Below are 16534 nucleotides of genomic sequence, written 5' to 3'. Positions count from 1 at the left end.
AAGCTAGCAGGGTGGCCAGTACGCGCGAGTCCTGTGGGCGACCGTCGTCGTCGGCCAGCCACACCCAGTCGGCGCCCTGGGCCAGCGCGTGCAGCATGCCTAGCGCGAAACCGCCTGCGCCGCCGAGGTTTCGGTGTGATGGGAGGTAAGTGGTCGGAATCGGTTGACCGGCCACCAGGTCGCGCACCCGGCCGGAGCCTGGACCGTCGTTATCCACCACGATCAGGTGATCGGGCTGTCGGCTCTGGGTGCTCAGCGCATCGAGTGACTTGGCCAGCTCGTCGGGGCGCCGACTGGGTGTGGCTGGCCGACGACGACGGTCGCCCACAGGACTCGCGCGTACTGGCCACCCTGCTAGCCTGCGCCGAAAAGCACGACCTGGCCGAAGTATCGCCGATGGTCTGCAACTCCGACGACCCGGAACGCCTGGCGTTCCCGTTGCGGCGTGGCCTGGTATGGCGAAGGCGCGCAAGCGATTTGCGCACCGGGGCGGCACAGGATCTGCTGCCCGGCATTGCGTCGCTGTTCAACGGCGCGCTGTTTCGGGCGTCCACGCTGGACGCGGTCGGTGTGCCGGACCTGCGGCTGTTCATCCGCGGCGACGAAGTGGAATTGCACCGCCGGCTGGTGCGCTCCGGCCTGCCATTCGGAACCTGCCTGGACGCGATCTACCTGCATCCGTGCGGATCCGATGAGTTCCGGCCGATTCTGGGCGGCCGCATGCACACCCAGTACCCCGACAACGCCACCAAGCGGTTCTACACCTACCGCAACCGTGGCTATCTGTTGTCGCAGCCGGGCCTGCGCAAGCTGCTGGTACAGGAGTGGGTCCGGTTCGGCTGGTTCTTCCTGGTGACCCGTCGCGACCCCCGCGGTCTGTTGGAATGGATCCGGTTGCGGCGCTTGGGACGTCGGGAACAATTCAGCAAGCACGATGCGGGAGGGTCCCGATGACGTTCCTGGACGCCGCGGCGCAGTCGCGGACATTCACCCGCGCCCGAAGCGATCTGGTCGACGGTTTCCGCCGTCACGAGCTCTGGCTGCACCTGGGCTGGCAGGACATCAAGCAGCGCTACCGCCGCTCGGTGCTGGGACCGTTCTGGATCACCATCGCGACCGGAACCACGGCGGTCGCGATGGGCGGCCTGTACTCCAAGCTGTTTCATCTCGAGCTGTCGGTGCATCTGCCGTATGTGACGCTGGGGCTGATCATTTGGAACCTGATCAACGCCGCCATCCTCGAGGGCGCCGACGTCTTCGTCGCCAATGAGGGACTGATCAAGCAGTTGCCGACGCCGCTGAGCGTGCATGTCTACCGGCTGGTGTGGCGACAGATGATCTTGTTCGCGCACAACATCGTCATCTACGTCGTCATCGCGATGATCTATCCCAAGCCGTGGTCGTGGGCGGATCTTTCCGTCATTCCGGCCCTGGCGCTGATCGTGCTCAACTGCATCTGGGTGTCATTGTGCTTCGGGATCTTGGCGACCCGGTACCGCGACATCGGGCCGCTGCTGTTCTCGATCGTGCAGCTGCTGTTCTTCATGACGCCGATCATCTGGAATGACGACACTCTGCGGCAGCAGGGCGCCGGACGCTGGTCGAGCATCGTCGAGCTCAACCCGCTGCTGCACTATCTCGATATCGTTCGCGCTCCGCTGCTGGGGGCGCATCAGGGACTGCGGCACTGGGCGGTGGTGCTGGTGCTGACGGCCGTGGGCTGGATCCTGGCCGCATTGGCGATGCGTCAGTATCGCGCCCGGGTGCCCTACTGGGTGTAGCCCGGGTTATCCACAGCCCGGGGGTTGGCGGAGACGCGGTCGGTGGCGTCGTCTACAGTCGAACGTATGTTCGATACACTTCCCGATGCCGATGTGGTCGATGCCATGTCGGCTGCCGCGCGGGCGCAGAATGCGCAATGCGCGCGGGAGCTGGCGGCCATCGGCGAGTTATATGCGCGACGAGCGCCGGCCGATGATGTCGACCGTTTCAACTGGGCCGTCGACGGACACGAGAATGTGGTCGCCGAGGTGGCCGCGGGGTTGCGGATCAGTCGCGGGCGGGCCGCGGGGCGGTTGCGGTACGCGATCGCGCTGCGCGAGCGCTTGCCGCGGGTGGCTGAGGTCTTCGCACGCGGCGACATCGACTTCCGGGTGATGGCGGCGCTGGTGTTTCGCAGCGAGCTGATCGAAGATGCCGGGTTGATCGCTCGGCTTGACGCCGCGGTTGCTCGGCACGCGCGCGGATGGATGCGGCTCTCGGGCCCGAAACTCATCGAGCGCATCGATATGTGGGTGGCCCGGATCGACCCCGGCGGGCTGCGCGTGCCGGGCCAGCGCACCCAGGATCGTTATGTCGAGATCGACGCCACCAGTCCGGGACTGGCAGCGGTCTGGGCGCAACTGCAGGCCACCGACGGGGCGGCGTTGGATCGCAAACTCGATGCTGTGGCCGCGACGGTGTGCCGCGATGACCCCCGCACCAGGGCCCAGCGCCGCGCCGATGCTTTGGGAGCGCTGGCCGCCGGCTCGGACCTGCTGCGCTGCCTGTGCGGTGTGCCGGATTGCCCAGCGGCACAACGACCGTCGAACACCAACATGGTGGTTCACGTACTGGCCGAACAGTCCGCGATCAACGGCGAATCGCAGGCTCCCGGATACCTGGCGGGGTTCGGACCGCTGCCGGCGGCGCTGCTGCGCGACCTGGCCGGTGTCGCCAAAAGTAAACCCGTGTCGCTACCGCCCGACCGTGCGGAAGCCGGCTATCGACCTTCGACGGCGCTGGCTGCATTCATTCGCTTTCGGGATCTGACATGCCGATTCCCCGGCTGCGATGCTCCGGCCGACGTCTGCGACGTCGACCACACGGTGCCTTTTCCGCTCGGTCCGACGCATCCGTCCAACCTCAAGCTGCTCTGCCGGCACCACCATCTGTTGAAAACATTCTGGACAGAATGGCGCGACAAACAGTTGCCGGACGGCACTGTGGAGTGGACGTCACCTTCCGGACGGAGCTATGTCACCAAAGCCCTTGGCAGCATGTACTTTCCGGCCCTGTCCATCCCTACCGGAGTACTTGCGCTACCCGCCGAACAGCCACCAGCCGCCGGAGATCGCGCAGTCATGATGCCGGTCCGGCGACGGACCCGGGCCGAGGATCACGCCGCCCGGGTGCGCCGAGAGCGCGGCATCAACGAAGCGCGCATCGCTGCCGAGGCCGCACGCCACGCCGGGCGGTCGGCGCCGCACAACAATGATCCGCCACCTTTCTAAACGCTGGCGAGGTGCCGTGTCCTGGTGTCACACTGAAACGCCATCTCAGCAACCCCGGCGAAAGGTGCACGGACGTGAGCAAGAAAGTCCAATCAGCAGCGGACGCCGCGCGGAACAACCTCGAAGCGGAGCTCGACCGGCTACGGCAACGGCGTGATCGTCTCGAGGCCGAAGTCAAGAACGACCGCGGGATGGTGGGTGATCACGGTGACGCGGCTGAGGCGATCCAGCGCGCTGACGAACTGGTCGTCCTCACCGACCGGATCAACGAGCTGGACCGGCGGCTGCGCACCGGGCCGTCACCGGACACCGACGCGCCGGAGATGCTGCCCGGTGGCACCGAGGTGACCCTGCGGTTCGCCGATGGTGAAGTCGTCACGATGCACGTCATCTCCATCGTCGAGGAGACGCCCGTCGGCCGGGAAGCCGAGACGTTGACCGCCCGTAGTCCCCTGGCCCAGGCGCTGGCCGGGCGCAAACCCGGCGACACGGTGACCTACGCGACGCCGCAGGGCGAGAACCAGGTCGAGTTGATCGCGGTGAAGCTGCCCCGCTAACGCTTCCCGGAAGCGCCCGGCGGCCCCATTAGACTCCCCCTCGATGGTCGCCCCGCTGCCCGAATCCGCGTCTGAGAGCGCGCGCCCGCACCTGAACCTGACGACACAGGTCACCCGTTTCGTCGTCACCGGTGGCCTGGCCGGGATCGTCGACTTCGGCCTCTACCTGCTGCTGTGGAAGGTCGTCGGCGTACAGGTAGACCTGTCCAAGGCCACCAGCTTCATCGTCGGCACCATTACCGCCTATTTGATCAACCGCCGCTGGACCTTCCAGGCGACCCCCAGCACCGCCCGGTTTGTCGCGGTCATGGTCCTCTACGCCATCACGTTCGCCGTCCAGGTCGGCCTCAACCATCTGTGCCTGGCGCTTCTGCACTACCGGGGGTGGGCTCCCCTGGTCGCGTTCGTCATCGCGCAGGGCACCGCGACCGTGATCAACTTCGTGGTCCAGCGGGCCGTAATCTTCCGCATCCGCTGACCCGCCCCCGACAAGCGGTACCCTCTTTGACGATGTCGAGCACCGATCCCCTGACCACGCCCGCCCGGCTGATGGGCTTCGGGCGCACCGCGCCGTCGGTGGCTCAGGTGCTCTCCACCCGCGATCCCGAGGTGATCGCCAAGGCGGTGGCTCGGGTCGCCGAGTCCGGCAGTCCCAAAAGCCGGGGGGTGATCGCCCGTGGGTTGGGCCGGTCCTACGGCGACAACGCCCAAAACGGCGGCGGCCTGGTGATCGACATGACCGCCCTCAACCGCATTCACTCGATCAGCGCCGACAGCCAACTGGTCGACGTCGACGCCGGCGTCAGCCTGGACCAGTTGATGAAGGCGGCACTGCCGTTCGGCCTGTGGGTACCGGTGCTGCCGGGAACCCGCCAGGTGACCGTCGGCGGCGCAATCGCCTGCGACATCCACGGGAAGAACCATCACAGCGCGGGCAGCTTCGGTAACCACGTCCGGTCGATGGATCTGCTGATGGCCGACGGCACCGTCCGCACCATCACTCCCGACGGCGACGATGCCGAGCTGTTCTGGGCGACGGTCGGCGGCAACGGGCTGACCGGGATCGTGCTGCGCGCCACCATCGCCATGACGCCTACCGAGACGGCGTACTTCATCGCCGACGGTGTCGCCACCAAGGACCTCGACGAAACGGTCGCCATTCACCTCGACGGCAGCGAGGCCAACTACACCTACTCCAGCGCCTGGTTCGACCTGATCAGCCCGCCGCCCAAGCTCGGCCGGGCCGCGGTCAGCCGGGGCAGCCTGGCGAAGCTGGACCAGCTGCCGAAGAAGCTGGCCAAGCATCCGCTGAAATTCGATGCGCCACAGCTGTTGACGGTTCCCGACGTCTTTCCGGTCAGCGCGATGAACAAGCTGTCGTTCATGGCGATCGGCGAGGTGTACTACCGGCTGGGCGGAACCTACAGCGGCAAGATCCAGAACCTGTCCCAGTTCTACCACATGCTCGATCTGGTCAGCGGCTGGAACAATGCTTACGGCCCAAGGGGTTTCGCTCAGCACCAGTTCCTGGTGCCGCCGGATGCGATGGACGAATTCAAGGCCATCATCCGCTGGATCCAGACCAGCGGCCATTACTCGGCGCTGAATGTGTTCAAGCTTTTCGGCCCGGGCAACCGCGCGCCGCTGAGTTTCCCGATGGCCGGCTGGAACGTCGCGATGGACTTTCCCAACAAGCCGGGGATCAACGAGTTCCTCAACGAACTCGACAGGCGCGTGCTGGAATTCGGCGGGCGGGTCTACACCGCCAAGGATTCCCGCGTGAGTGCCGAAACCTTCCACGCCATGTATCCGCGCATCGACGAATGGATCGCGGTGCGCCGCAAGGCCGACCCCTTGCGGGTATTCGCCTCCGACATGGCCCGACGTTTGGAGCTGCTCTAAATGGTGCTCGACGCCGTAGGTAACCCGCAGACCATCTTGCTGCTCGGCGGCACCTCCGAGATCGGCTTGGCCATCTGCGAACGCTATCTGCAGAACGCGCACGCGCGGATTGTGTTGGCCGCCATGCCGAATGACCCGGGCCGGGATGCCGCGGTGGCTCAGATGCAGGCCGCGGGTGCGCGCTCGGTCGAGCTGATCGATTTCGAGGCCACCGAACCCGAGACCCATCCGAAGACGATCGAGGCGGCTTTCGCCGACGGTGACGTCGACGTGGCCATCGTCGCCTTCGGGATCCTCGGTGATGCCGAGGAACTGTGGCAGAACCAGCACAAGGCGGTGCTGGCCGCCGAAATCAACTACACCGCAGCGGTTTCAGTGGGGGTGCTGCTGGGCGAGAAGATGCGCACCCAGGGCTTCGGCCAGATCATCGCGATGAGCTCGGCCGCCGGCGAACGGGTGCGACGCTCCAACTTCGTCTACGGCTCCACCAAAGCAGGATTGGACGGCTTCTACCTGGGCTTAGGAGAAGCTCTGCGCGAGTACGGGGTTCGCGTCCTGGTGATCCGGCCCGGCCAGGTACGTACCCGGATGAGCGCGCACGTCAAGGAAGCCCCGCTGACCGTCGATAAGGAGTACGTCGCCAACCTCGCGGTGACTGCGGCCGCCAAAGGTAAGGAATTGGTTTGGGCACCAGCAGCATTCCGTTACGTGATGATGGTGTTGCGACACGTCCCGCGTCCCATCTTCCGCAAGCTTCCCATCTGAGGATGCGTAACGCGCTGGCCACTCTCGGCCAGATGGGATGGGCGGCGCTGGTCGCGGTTGCCGTCGCGGTGATATCGCTGGTCGCCATCTCCGGGGTGCAATGGCCGGCTTTTCCGTCCTCCAATCAACTGCACGCACTCACCACCGTCGGCCAGGTCGCCTGCCTGGCCGGTCTGGTCGCCGTCGGCTGGGTGTGGCGACGTTGCACCCGTCCGCGCAGCCGGCTGTTCACCCAATTGGCGGGCGTGGTCTTCGTGTCCGCCTTCACCGTCGTGACGCTGGGCATGCCGCTGGGCGCGACCAAGCTGTATCTGTTCGGGATCTCCGTCGACCAGCAGTTCCGCACCGAATACCTGACCCGGCTCGCCGACAGCCCCGCCCTGCGCGACATGACCTACATCGGGCTGCCGCCTTACTACCCACCGGGCTGGTTCTGGATCGGCGGGCGCGCCGCCGCGCTCAGCGGGGCGCCGGCCTGGGAGATCTTCAAGCCGTGGGCCATCACGTCCATCACCATCGCCGTCGCGGTCGCGCTGGTGCTGTGGTGGCGGATGGTCCGGTTCGAATACGCGCTGATCGTCACCACCGCGACCGCCGCGGTGACGCTGGCCTACGGCTCGCCCGAGCCCTATTCCGCGATGATCACCGTGTTGTTGCCGCCGATGCTGGTGCTGACCTGGTCGGGTCTGCGGGCCGGCGACCGACCGAACGCGCCGGCCGGCGCGGGCTGGGGCGCGGTGGTCGCCGCCGGATTGTTCCTGGGCTGGGCGGCGACCTGGTACACGCTGTTGTTCGGGTTCAGCGCATTCACGGTCGGGCTGATGGCGCTGTGGCTGGCCGCCGTGCGCTGGCATCGGAACCGGAAGGAGGGCGACCTCAGAGCGGCCCTCGACCCACTGCGCCGCCTGGCCGTCATCGCCGGCATCGCCGTGGTGATCGCGTGCACGACCTGGCTGCCATTCCTGCTGCGAGCGATGCACAGCCCGATCAGCAACACCGGCAGCGCCCAGCACTACCTGCCGGCCGACGGCGCCGAGTTGACCTTCCCGATGCTGCAGTTCACGCTGCTCGGCGTCGTCTGCCTGATCGGCACCCTGTGGCTGGTGGTCCGGGCCCGCCACTCGGTGCGCGCGGGCGCCCTGGCCATCGGCGTGCTGGCCGTCTATCTGTGGTCGCTGCTGTCGATGCTCACCACGCTGGCGCGCACCACGTTGTTGTCGTTCCGCCTTCAGCCCACCCTGAGCGTGTTGCTGGTCGCCGCCGGGGCGTTCGGCTTCCTCGAACTCACGCAGGCGCTCGCCGCCGCGGGCCGCGAACGAAACTGGGGCCGCGCGGTCCTCCCGGTGGCCGGCGCCATCGGCCTGGCCGCCACCATCGCGTTCAGCCAGGACATCCCTGACGTGCTGCGACCCGACCTCACCATCGCCTACACCGACACCGACGGTCACGGGCAGCGCGGCGACCGGCGGCCACCCAGTGCGGAAAAGTTCTACCCCACCATCGATCACGCCATCACCCAGGTGACCGGCAAGCCCCGCGATCAGACCGTGGTGATGACCGCCGACTACAGCTTCTTGTCCTTCTATCCCTACTGGGGATTCCAGGGGCTCACCTCGCACTACGCCAACCCGCTCGCACAGTTCGATCTGCGGGCCGCGCAGATCAACAAGTGGTCCAACCTCAAGACCGCCGACGAGCTGATCCATGCCCTGGATACTTGCCCCTGGCCGCCGCCGACGGTGTTCCTGATGCGCCGCGGCGCCAACGGCAACTACACGCTGCGGCTGGCCGAGGACGTCTACCCTAACCAGCCCAACGTGCGGCGCTATACCGTCGATCTGCGCGGAGCCTTATTCGACAGCCCGCGTTTCGCCGTCCAAAGCGTCGGCCCATTTGTGCTGGCCATCCGCAAGCCGGGAATGTAACCGCTGATGAGCACTGACACCACGCCTCAAACGGGGCCCCATACCGCCAAAGAACTAGCATCTAGCTCCGTGCAAGACAGGGACACGAATCACCGGATCGCCCGGCTCGTTGCCTCTGTCGCAGGACTGCTCGGCGTGCTGCTGGCGATCGCCACGCCGCTGCTTCCGGTCGACCAGACCACCGCCCGTCTGAACTGGCCGCAGCACGGCACGTTCGGCAGCGTCGACGCACCGCTGATCGGCTACGTCGCCACCGACTTGACGATCACCGTCCCGTGCCAGGCGGCCGCCGGTCTGGCCGGCCCGGGCAACGCCGGCAAGACGGTGTTGCTGTCGACCGTGCCCAAGCAGGCACCGAAGGCCGTCGACCGGGGATTGCTGATCGTGCGGGCCAACAACGACCTGGTGCTGGTGGTGCGCAATGTCCCGGTGGTGACCGCGCCGTTGAACCAGGTGCTCAGTCCGGCCTGTCAGCGGTTGACCTTCACCGCGCACGCCGATCGGGTCACCGCCGAGTTCGTCGGGCTGACCCAGGGCCCCAACTCCGAGCATCCCGGCGCGCCGCTGCGCGGTGAGAAAAGCGGCTATGACTTCCGGCCGCAGATCGTCGGCGTCTTCACCGATCTGAGTGGACCGGCTCCGGCGGGCCTGAGCTTCTCGGCGACCATCGACACCCGCTACAGCAGCAGCCCCACCCCGCTGAAGATGGCCGCGATGATCCTCGGGCTGGTGCTGACCGCCGCCTCGCTGATCGCGCTGCACATCCTCGACACCGCCGACGGAACCCGGCACCGCCGCTTTCTGCCCGCCCGCTGGTGGTCGATCGGCGGCCTGGACGCCCTGGTCATCGCGGTGTTGGTGTGGTGGCATTTCGTCGGCGCCAACACCTCCGACGACGGCTACATCCTGACCATGGCCCGGGTGTCCGAGCACGCCGGCTACATGGCCAACTTCTACCGCTGGTTCGGCACCCCGGAGGCGCCGTTCGGCTGGTACTACGACCTGCTGGCGCTATGGGCCCATGTCAGCACCACCAGTGTCTGGATGCGGTTGCCCACCCTGGTGATGGCGCTGACGTGCTGGTGGGTGATCAGCCGTGAGGTGATGCCCCGGCTGGGTCATGCCGTCAAACAGAACCGGGCCGCGGCCTGGACCGCGGCGGGCATGTTCCTGGCCGTCTGGCTGCCGCTGGACAACGGCCTGCGTCCCGAGCCGATTATCGCGCTGGGCATCCTGCTGACCTGGTGCTCGGTGGAACGCGCGGTGGCCACCAGCCGGCTGCTGCCGGTGGCGATCGCCTGCATCATCGGTGCGCTGACGCTGTTCTCCGGACCGACCGGAATCGCCTCGATCGGTGCGCTGCTGGTCGCGATCGGGCCGCTGCGGACCATCCTGCACCGCCGCTCCACCCGTTTCGGCGCGCTACCGCTGATCGCGCCGCTGCTGGCCGCGGTCACCGTCACGGCCATCCTGATCTTCCGCGACCAGACGCTGGCCGGTGAGATCCATGCCACGATGCTCAAGCGTGCCGTCGGGCCCAGCCTGAGCTGGTTCGACGAACACATCCGCTATGAGCGGCTGTTCATGGCCAGCCCGGACGGATCGGTTGCCCGCCGCTTCGCGGTGCTGGCGCTGGTTCTCGCGCTCGCCGTCACGGTCGCGATGTCGTTGCGCAAGGGCCGGATCCCGGGCACGGCCACCGGGCCGAGCCGCCGCATCGTCGGGATCACCATCATCTCCTTCGTCGCGATGATGTTCACGCCCACCAAATGGACCCACCACTTCGGGGTGTTCGCCGGACTGGCCGGGCCGCTGGGTGCGCTGGCCGCGGTCGCGGTGACATCGGTGGCAATGCGGTCCCGGCGCAATCGCACCATGTACGCCGCCGTGGTGCTGTTCTTGGTGGCGTTGTCGTTCGCCAGCGTCAACGGCTGGTGGTACGTGTCGAATTTCGGTGTGCCGTGGTCGAATGAGTTCCCGGCCTGGCACTACGCCTTTGCGACCGCACTGCTCGGGTTGACCGTGGTGGTGCTGCTGCTGGCGGCGTGGTTCCACTTCGTCGACCCGGACAACGGACCGCCCAAGACCCGGCTGGGTATCCGGGCCGCCGGAATTGTCCAGTCCCCCTTGGCGATTGCGACGTGGGTGCTGGTGGTGTTCGAGGTGGCATCGCTGACCCTGGCGATGACGGCGCAGTACCCGGCGTGGTCGGTCGGTCGGTCCAACCTGCAGGCGGTGGCCGGGAAGTCGTGCGGACTGGCCGATGACGTGCTGGTGGAGCAGGACCCCAACGCCGGAATGCTGACCCCGGTGAACACCTCGGTGGCTGACGCCCTGGGGGCGGGCTTGTCGGAAGCGTTCACGCCCAACGGAATTCCCGCCGACGTCCGCGCCGACCCGGTGATGGAGCGTCCTGGTGACCGTAGCTTTGTCAACGACGAGGAGAAGACGACCGGAAGCAACCAGGCCGGCACCGAGGGCGGCACCACCCCGGCACCGGGGATCAACAATTCGTCGGCCCAGCTGCCCTTCAACCTCGACCCCGCGCGCACACCGGTGCTCGGTAGCTGGCGCTCGGGCATCCAGGTTCCCGCGCACCTGCGGTCCAGCTGGTATCGGCTGCCCGCCCGCGATACCGCGGGGCCGCTGCTGGTGGTGAGCGCCTCCGGGCGCTTCGACCCCCGCGAGGTGCAGGTGCAGTGGGCCACCGACGACCAAGCGGCCAGCGGACATCCCGGCGGCTCGTTCCAATTCGCCGACGTGGGGGCGTCGCCGGCCTGGCGTAACCTCCGGTTGCCGATGGAGTCGATTCCCAACGGCGCCACCCAGATTCGGCTGGTCGCCGACGACGAAGACCTGGCTCCGCAGCACTGGATCGCGCTGACGCCGCCGAGGATCCCGCAGTTACGCACGCTGCAAGACGTGGTGGGATCGGCCGACCCGGTATTCCTGGACTGGCTCGTCGGGCTGGCCTTCCCGTGTCAGCGACCGTTCGGTCATCAGAACGGCGTCGACGAGACTCCGCGATGGCGCATCCTGCCGGACCGGTTCGGCGCCGAGGCCAACTCGCCGGTGATGGACAACAACGGCGGTGGCCCGCTGGGAGTCACCGAGCTGTTGGTGAAGGCGACCACCGTGGCCACCTACCTCAAGGACGATTGGTCTCGCGATTGGGGTTCGCTGCAGCGGTTGACGCCCTACTACCCCGACGCCGTGCCTGCTGATCTGCAATTAGGGCGCGCGACTCGCAGCGGGCTGTGGAATCCGGCGCCGCTGCGGAAAACCTAGGGGCACAACGAACCTGCTTCGCAACCTTGAGGCCGGATATCGATAGGTCTAAATTCACCGTCGTGGCTGCTTATGTGGAGCTGCTGAGCGACGGTGACCCGCGATGACGTCCGACCTGATGGCCATGGCCCGCGCCGAGCGGACCGACCTTGCGGAATTTCTGGCCACCCTGACACCGCAAGAATGGGAAGCTCCCACGCTCTGCACCCGGTGGAACGTCAAAGACGTTGTCGCGCATGTGGTCAGCTACGAGGAGCTCGGCCCGCTGGGGCTATTGAAGCGGTTCGCCAGGGGCTGGGTGGTGCGCGCCAACCAAGTGGGCGTCGACGACTTCGCCGCCCTGACCCCACAGCAGCTACTGGACTTCCTGCGCAGCCATCTGCAGCCACGCGGGCTGACGGCAGGCTTCGGCGGAATGATCGCACTGGTCGACGGCACCATCCATCACCAGGACATCCGCCGTTCCCTTAAGCGGCCCCGCGAGGTGCCCGCCGATCGACTCGCGCGGATCCTGCCCCTGGTGCCCGGCAATCCACGGCTCGGTGCGGGACGTCGGATCAGGGGTTTGCGACTGCGCGCCACCGACGTCGACTGGACACACGGCGAGGGGCCCGAGGTGAGCGGTCCCGGCGAGGCGCTGCTGCTGGCGATGACCGGGCGTCCGGCCGCCCTGGCCGACCTCGACGGCCCGGGGCTTACCACGCTGGCGGGCCGGGTCCGCGGATAGCGCTGGGCATGCTGCCCGGCCCCGCGTCCTCATCGGACTAAGCCGCGTCGCTTACGATCGAGCCTCGTGCCCCACGACGGTAATGAGCGAGCGCAGCGGATAGCCCGGTCGGTGGCTGCCATCGCGGGGATCGCGGGTCTGCTGCTGTGCCTGTCCGTCCCGTTGCTTCCGGTGAAACAGACCACGGCCACCATCCTGTGGCCCCAGGGCAGCACCGCCGGGCACGTCAGCCAGATCACCGCGCCGCTGGTGTCGGGGGCGCCCCGCGCGCTGGACATCTCCATTCCCTGCCCGGCCATCGCCACCCTGCCCGCCGGCGGCGGCCTGGTGGTCTCGACCTTGCCGCCCGGCGGCATCGACGTCGGGAAGAACGGGCTGTTCGTGCGGGCCAACAACGACGTGGTCGTCGTCGCGTTCCGCGACACGGTAGCCGCGGTGGCACAACGGTCGGCGGTCGCCGCCGGCGCCTGCAGTGTGCTGCACGCCTGGGCCAACTCCGGTGCGACCGGTGCCGAATTCGTCGGCATACCCGGCGCCTCCGGCGTGCTGCCGGCCGAGAAGAAACCACAGGTCGGCGGGATTTTCACCGACTTGAAGGTGCCCGCCGGCCCCGGACTGTCGGCCCGCATCGACATCGACACCCGTTTCATCACCTCGCCCACCGTCATCAAGGAAATCGTGATGGCGCTGGGTGCCCTGGCCGTGCTGGCGGCCATCCTCGCGCTCGCTGTGCTGGACCGCCGAAGCCGAGGCGGCAGCACACTGCTCAACTGGCGCTCGCCGATCGCTTGGCTGTCCAGGTACCGCCCCGGCACGCACTTGGGCAACTGGCGGCGGGTCGGAATCGCGACGTGGATCGCCGACGCCGCAGTGATCGCAACGCTGTTGTTGTGGCACGTCATCGGCGCCACTTCGTCCGACGACGGCTACAACCTGACCATCGCCCGCAACGCTCCCGGCGCCGGCTACATCGCCGACTACTACCGCTACTTCGGCACCACGGACGCCCCCTTCGACTGGTACCACGGCGTGCTGGCCAAGCTGGCCTCGGTCAGCACCGCCGGGATATGGATGCGGCTGCCCGCCACGCTGGCCGCGATCGCGTGCTGGCTGATCATCAGCCACTGGGTGTTGCGCCGGCTGGGCCCCGGTCGCGGCGGCCTGGCCGCCAACCGGGTGGCGGTCTTCACCGCGGGGGCGGTGTTCGTGGCGGCGTGGCTGCCGTTCAACAACGGACTGCGGCCCGAACCGCTGATCGCCCTGGGTGTGCTGGTCACCTGGATGCTGATGGAGCGTGCCATCGCGCTGCGCCGGCTGGCCCCGGCCGCGGTGGCCATCATCGTGGCGCTACTTTCCGTGGCCCTGGCGCCGCAGGGCCTGATGGCCGTCGCCGCGCTGCTGACAGGGGCACGGGCCGTCGCCCAGACCATCCGGCGCCGCCGGGCAACAGACGGGCTGTTGCCGCCGCTGGCGGTGCTGGCGGCCTCGGCGTCGCTGGTGCTGGTGGTGGTGTTCCGCAGCCAGACGTTGGCCACCACGCTGGAATCGGCGCGCATCAAGTACAAGGTCGGCCCGACCATCGCCTGGTACCAGGATTGGCTGCGCTACTACTTCCTCACGGTGGAATCCAACCCCGACGGATCGATGGCGCGCCGATTCGCCGTGTTGGTGTTGCTGCTGTGTATGTTCGGCATGCTCGTCACCCTGCTGCGCCGGGGCCGGATTCCGGGCGTGGCCAGCGGCCCGGCCTGGCGGTTGATCGGCACCGCGGCGGTCGGCCTGCTGCTGTTGACGTTCACGCCGACCAAATGGGCAATCCAGTTCGGTGCGTTCGCCGGACTTACCGGGGCGCTGGGTGCGGTCACCGCGTTCGCCCTGGCCCGGATCGGCCTGCACAACCGCCGCAACCTGACTCTGTACGTGACGGCGCTGCTGTTCGTGCTCGCGGTGGCGACCTCCGGCGTCAACGGCTGGTTCTACGTCGGCAACTACGGGGTGCCGTGGTACGACATCCAGCCGGTCATCGCCAGCCATCCGGTGACCTCGATGTTCTTGACGTTGTCGATCATCACCGGCCTGCTGGCCGCCTGGCAGCACTTCCGGATGGACTACACCGGGCACACCGAGGTCAAGGACAACCGGCGCAACCGGGTGCTGGCGTCGACCCCGCTGCTGGTGGTCGCGACCATCATGGTCGTCGGCGAAGTCGCGTCGCTGGCCAAGGGCGCGGTGTTCCGTTATCCGCTCTACACCACGGCCAAGGCTGACGTCGCCGCAATCAGTTCGGGGCTTTCGCCGGCCAGCTGCGCAATGGCTGAGGACGTGCTTACCGAGCCCGACCCCAATGCAGGCATGCTGCAGCCGGCTCCCGGGCAGACCTTTGGCCCGGACGGCCCGCTCGGCGGCAGCAACCCGGTCGGGTTCAAGCCCGACGGCGTTGGCGATGACCTGAGGTCGTACCCAGTGGTCACCAAACCGGGCGTGGTGAACTCCACCGGGTCACCCAACAAACCCAATGCCACCATGAGCGACTCCGCGGGGACGGCCGGCGGGAAAGGCCCGGTCGGGGTGAACGGGTCGCATGCCGCGCTGCCGTTCGGACTGGACCCGGCCCGCACCCCGGTGATGGGCAGCTACGGCGAGAATTCGCTGGCCGCCACCGCGACCTCGGCGTGGTACCAGCTGCCCCCGCGTAGCCCGGACCGGCCGATCGTCGCGGTGACAGCGGCCGGCGCCATCTGGTCGTACAAAGAAGACGGCACCTTCACCTACGGGCAGCAACTGAAACTGCAGTGGGGCCACCGCGATTTGGCCCGTCCCGACAGCACCACCCAGCCGCTGGCAGAGGTGTATCCGATCGACATCGGGCCGGAGCCGGCGTGGCGCAACCTGCGGTTCCCGCTGACTTGGGCGCCGCCGGAGGCGAACGTGGCCCGCATCGTCGCCTACGACCCGAACCTGAGTTCGGAACAGTGGTTCGCGTTCACGCCGCCACGGGTGCCGGTGCTGCAGACCCTGCAGCAGACGATGGGATCGCACACACCGGTGCTGATGGACATCGCGACCGCCGCGAACTTCCCGTGCCAGCGGCCGTTCTCCGAACACCTCGGCGTTGCCGAACTTCCGCAGTACCGCATCCTGCCCGATCACAAACAAACGGCGGCGTCGTCGAACGGGTGGCAGGCCAGCGAGGACGGGGGTCCGTTCCTGTTCACCCAGGCGATGCTGCGCACCTCGACGATCGCGACGTACCTGCGGGGCGACTGGCATCGCGACTGGGGATCCGTGGAGCAGTACTTCCGGTTGGTGCCGGCTGATCAAGCGCCGGACGCCGCAATCGAACAGGGTGTGATGACAGTGCACGGCTGGAGCCGCCAGGGACCGATTCGGGCACTCCCATGAGCGTCACGACGGTCGACAACCGCGAGGGCAAAACGGCGCCCCGCCAAGACGTGCGCGTGACGCGCTGGGTCGCGACCATCGCTGGGCTGATCGGTTTCGTCCTGTCGATCGCGACGCCGCTGCTGCCCGTCGTGCAGACCACCGCGATGCTGAACTGGCCGCAGAACGGCCAGCTGAACAGCGTTACCGCACCGCTGATTTCGCTGACGCCGGTCGATGTGAAGGTAACCGTGCCGTGCTCGGTGGCGCGCGCCCTGCCGCCGGAGGGTGGGGTCATACTCAGCACGGCGCCTAAGAAGGGCAAGGACGCCGCGCTCAACGCATTGTTCGTGGTCGTCAACGGCAAGCGCGTCGACGTCACCGACCGCAACGTGGTAATCGCCAGCGCGGCACGGGATCAGGTGGACTCGCCACAATGTCAGCGCATCGAGATCACCTCGACCAAAGCGGGCGCCTTCGCTTCCTTCGTCGGGCTTAACGATCCGGCGGGCAAACCGCTCGGCGGCGGCTTCCCCGACCCGAACCTGCGGCCACAGATCGTCGGGGTGGTGGAGAACCGGGTGTCGATGGTCGCGGACAGCCTCAGATCCGCTGGGACCGGCCCGCTCAGGTCGGTGAACACCCCGACGATCTGTGGCCGCAGGTTCGGGTCGGGGAAGCCGCCGCCGAGCGGTTTGCCCGCCGGATCGTTAAGCC

Annotated in this window: 11 protein-coding genes and 2 pseudogenes; 12 read left to right on the top strand and 1 reads right to left on the bottom strand. The window is 67.6% G+C overall.

Annotated elements, in window-relative coordinates:
• A partial coding sequence (locus A5625_RS27940; protein ID WP_156747845.1) for a glycosyltransferase occupies positions 1 to 328 on the bottom strand: 328 nt, incomplete at its 3' end.
• On the opposite strand from A5625_RS27940, the pseudogene A5625_RS01960 reads away from it, so the two are divergent.
• The 12 genes and pseudogenes from A5625_RS01960 to A5625_RS01905 form a co-directional block, all read left to right on the top strand.
• A pseudogene (locus A5625_RS01960) lies at positions 241 to 954 on the top strand (galactofuranosyl transferase); the annotation flags it as partial. The gene A5625_RS27940 and the pseudogene A5625_RS01960 sit on opposite strands and share 88 nt — an antisense overlap.
• The gene (locus tag A5625_RS01955) at positions 951 to 1781 is read left to right on the top strand and encodes an ABC transporter permease (RefSeq protein WP_066988700.1); all 831 of its coding nucleotides are present in this window, start codon (positions 951 to 953) and stop codon (positions 1779 to 1781) included. The pseudogene A5625_RS01960 and the gene A5625_RS01955, both read left to right, overlap by 4 nt.
• Before the next feature lie 66 nt (positions 1782 to 1847).
• Complete coding sequence (locus A5625_RS01950; RefSeq protein WP_066988699.1) at positions 1848 to 3272, top strand: HNH endonuclease signature motif containing protein; 1425 nt, start codon at positions 1848 to 1850, stop codon at positions 3270 to 3272.
• 74 nt (positions 3273 to 3346) lie between these two features.
• Positions 3347 to 3829, top strand: coding sequence for a GreA/GreB family elongation factor (locus A5625_RS01945; RefSeq protein WP_066988698.1), 483 nt, complete (start codon positions 3347 to 3349; stop codon positions 3827 to 3829).
• 43 nt (positions 3830 to 3872) lie between these two features.
• Positions 3873 to 4307 (top strand): GtrA family protein, encoded by a 435-nt coding sequence (locus A5625_RS01940; RefSeq protein ID WP_066988697.1) that lies wholly within the window; start codon positions 3873 to 3875, stop codon positions 4305 to 4307.
• Between the two features lie 32 nt (positions 4308 to 4339).
• Positions 4340 to 5731 (top strand): FAD-binding oxidoreductase, encoded by a 1392-nt coding sequence (locus A5625_RS01935; RefSeq protein WP_066988696.1) that lies wholly within the window; start codon positions 4340 to 4342, stop codon positions 5729 to 5731.
• Positions 5732 to 6496: a decaprenylphospho-beta-D-erythro-pentofuranosid-2-ulose 2-reductase gene (locus tag A5625_RS01930; protein WP_066988695.1), complete on the top strand. Its 765-nt coding sequence runs from the start codon at positions 5732 to 5734 to the stop codon at positions 6494 to 6496.
• A gap of 2 nt (positions 6497 to 6498) precedes the next feature.
• Entirely contained in the window at positions 6499 to 8421 is a 1923-nt protein-coding gene (locus A5625_RS01925; protein WP_066988694.1) for a galactan 5-O-arabinofuranosyltransferase, read from the top strand.
• 6 nt (positions 8422 to 8427) lie between these two features.
• Positions 8428 to 11709: an arabinosyltransferase domain-containing protein gene (locus tag A5625_RS01920; RefSeq protein ID WP_082984219.1), complete on the top strand. Its 3282-nt coding sequence runs from the start codon at positions 8428 to 8430 to the stop codon at positions 11707 to 11709.
• Between the two features lie 103 nt (positions 11710 to 11812).
• Positions 11813 to 12436, top strand: coding sequence for a maleylpyruvate isomerase family mycothiol-dependent enzyme (locus tag A5625_RS01915; RefSeq protein WP_066988693.1), 624 nt, complete (start codon positions 11813 to 11815; stop codon positions 12434 to 12436).
• Between the two features lie 66 nt (positions 12437 to 12502).
• On the top strand, positions 12503 to 15838 hold the full coding sequence (locus tag A5625_RS01910; protein WP_066988692.1) for an arabinosyltransferase domain-containing protein: 3336 nt from the start codon (positions 12503 to 12505) through the stop codon (positions 15836 to 15838).
• Positions 15835 to 16390, top strand: a pseudogene (locus tag A5625_RS01905) (arabinosyltransferase); the annotation flags it as partial. The gene A5625_RS01910 and the pseudogene A5625_RS01905, both read left to right, overlap by 4 nt.
• Positions 16391 to 16534 lie beyond the last annotated feature (144 nt).

The sequence above is a fragment of the Mycobacterium sp. 1465703.0 genome, from assembly GCF_001672975.1.
Lineage (GTDB): Bacteria > Actinomycetota > Actinomycetes > Mycobacteriales > Mycobacteriaceae > Mycobacterium.
The sequence above is the reverse complement of the archived record's forward strand: the minus strand, read 5'-3'. Positions and strand labels throughout refer to the sequence as shown.

What these genes read in the sequence shown, in the direction of transcription:
- A5625_RS01955 (WP_066988700.1), top strand. Translation starts at nt 951, where the DNA reads ATGACGTTCCTGGACGCCGCGGCGCAGTCGCGGACATTCACCCGCGCC.
- A5625_RS01950 (WP_066988699.1), top strand. Translation starts at nt 1,848, where the DNA reads ATGTTCGATACACTTCCCGATGCCGATGTGGTCGATGCCATGTCGGCT.
- A5625_RS01940 (WP_066988697.1), top strand. Translation starts at nt 3,873, where the DNA reads ATGGTCGCCCCGCTGCCCGAATCCGCGTCTGAGAGCGCGCGCCCGCAC.
- A5625_RS01935 (WP_066988696.1), top strand. Translation starts at nt 4,340, where the DNA reads ATGTCGAGCACCGATCCCCTGACCACGCCCGCCCGGCTGATGGGCTTC.
- A5625_RS01930 (WP_066988695.1), top strand. Translation starts at nt 5,732, where the DNA reads ATGGTGCTCGACGCCGTAGGTAACCCGCAGACCATCTTGCTGCTCGGC.
- A5625_RS01925 (WP_066988694.1), top strand. Translation starts at nt 6,499, where the DNA reads ATGCGTAACGCGCTGGCCACTCTCGGCCAGATGGGATGGGCGGCGCTG.
- A5625_RS01920 (WP_082984219.1), top strand. Translation starts at nt 8,428, where the DNA reads ATGAGCACTGACACCACGCCTCAAACGGGGCCCCATACCGCCAAAGAA.
- A5625_RS01915 (WP_066988693.1), top strand. Translation starts at nt 11,813, where the DNA reads ATGACGTCCGACCTGATGGCCATGGCCCGCGCCGAGCGGACCGACCTT.